We start from the raw sequence: 1,743 nt of genomic DNA on the forward strand, positions 1-1,743 counted from the left end.
ACCAAGTCCGTATCAGCCCCATCAACGGCGAACAAGTCGTGATTGAAGACTACCTCCCGCGCGAAAGCCTGCTCTACCGCCAAGACGCGTGGAAAACCAAACTGATTGCCGCCAACGTTACCCAACTGCTCATCGTAACCGCCGCCAGCCCCTCACCCAGCGAAGCCCTGTTGCAACGTGCCCTCCTCGCAGCCGAAGCGGCCGGCATTAACACCGTCATCGTCCTCAACAAAGCCGACCTCCCCGAAACCGCCCAATGGCGCGAGAAACTCAAATTCTACGAAACCCTCGGCTACTCCGTGGTCGAAACCAACGCATTGGAAAACGCCGACATCCTACGTCCCATTTTAGAAGGGCAAACCAACATCCTGCTCGGACAAAGCGGCATGGGCAAGTCCACCCTGACCAACGCCCTACTCGGCAACCAAGCCGCCCGAACCGGCGACATTTCCACCGCGCTCGACTCCGGTAAACACACCACCACCCACGCCCAACTATACGATTTAAACGCAGAAACCCGACTCATCGATTCCCCCGGCCTGCAAGAATTCGGCCTGCACCATCTCCAAGCCGCCGATTTATTACAATACTTCCCCGACCTGCGCCACCTTATCGGCCAATGCCGTTTCCACAACTGTACCCACCGCGCCGAACCAGGCTGCGCCGTCAAAGCCGCTGCCGAATCAGGCGAAGCCAAACCCGAGCGCATCGAATTTCTGCAACGCGTTACCGATGAATTGTTGAGATAAAGATTGAATGGAAATAAGCGTTTGGATAAATAAAAAGGCCGTCTGAAAATTTCAGACGGCCTTTTGTTGAAGCATAACCAAATTTACCTTTCAACCGGTATCGCTACCTTAGCGGGAAAGAGAAGGTGCTTTTCGCGGCGGATTGATCATGAGAAGAATGGCTTCTTCAATTTTTTTGTCCTCCCGATCATGGAGCTCTACCGGAAACTTCAGACGCAACACTGCAACAATAGCGCCAACCGATAAGCCTGCATCATTAAGCAACTCAATTTCTTTAAGTACAGGTGCGGAAAGGTTTAACATGGTTTCTCCTTAAGATTTGATACTAGCCCACTTTATCCCCGGGCTGTGCGCCTGCGTCAACGTCGAGGAGCTTCAGTTTGCCCTCTGCGGTGGCGGCGGAGAGGATCATGCCTTCGGATACGCCGAATTTTGCCATTTTGCGCGGGGCGAAATTGGCGACGGCGATGACCATGCGGCCGTTCAATTCGGCAGGATTTGGGTAAGACGCGGCGATGCCGGAGAAGATGATGCGTTTTTCAAAACCGAAATCGAGGTCGAATTTTAAGAGTTTGGTGCTGCCTTCGACGGCTTCGCAGTTCAATACTTTGGCGACGCGCATGTCGATTTTCATAAAGTCGTCGAAGCTGGCCTGTTCGGCGACTTTTTCGTATTTGCTCTCTTCGGCGGCAGGCGCGGGGGTCGTCTGAATGCTTTGTTTGTTGGCTTCGATTAAATCGTCCACTTGTTTTTGCTCCACTCGTTGCATTAAATGTTCGTATTTGTTGATGGCGTGTTCGCCTAGGGTTTCGCGCGTGTTCGCCCAGGTAATCACGTCCAGATTGAGGAAACGCGCGGCGTTGGCGGCGGTTTGCGGCAACACGGGAGCGAGGTAGGCGGTCAGCATGGTGAAGGCGTTGATGAGTTCGCTGCATACTTCGTGCAGGCGTTCGTCTTGACCTTCCTGTTTGGCGAGTTCCCACGGCTTGTTGGC

Annotated in this window: 3 protein-coding genes; 1 reads left to right on the top strand and 2 read right to left on the bottom strand. The window is 53.6% G+C overall.

Annotated elements, in window-relative coordinates:
* The coding region (gene rsgA, locus ACTHUM_RS13115) for a ribosome small subunit-dependent GTPase A (protein WP_440403072.1) at positions 1-749 on the top strand (749 nt) is incomplete at its 5' end.
* 108 nt (positions 750-857) lie between these two features.
* Here rsgA and ACTHUM_RS13120 read toward each other — a convergent pair.
* Both ACTHUM_RS13120 and metG read right to left on the bottom strand, forming a co-directional pair.
* Entirely contained in the window at positions 858-1,052 is a 195-nt protein-coding gene (locus ACTHUM_RS13120; RefSeq protein ID WP_107810647.1) for a virulence regulator, read from the bottom strand.
* Positions 1,053-1,074: 22 nt separating this feature from the next.
* Positions 1,075-1,743: methionine--tRNA ligase subunit beta (metG, locus tag ACTHUM_RS13125; RefSeq protein WP_440403073.1), on the bottom strand; the 669-nt coding region annotated here is incomplete at its 5' end.

This window comes from Neisseria sp. P0021.S006, assembly GCF_051956895.1.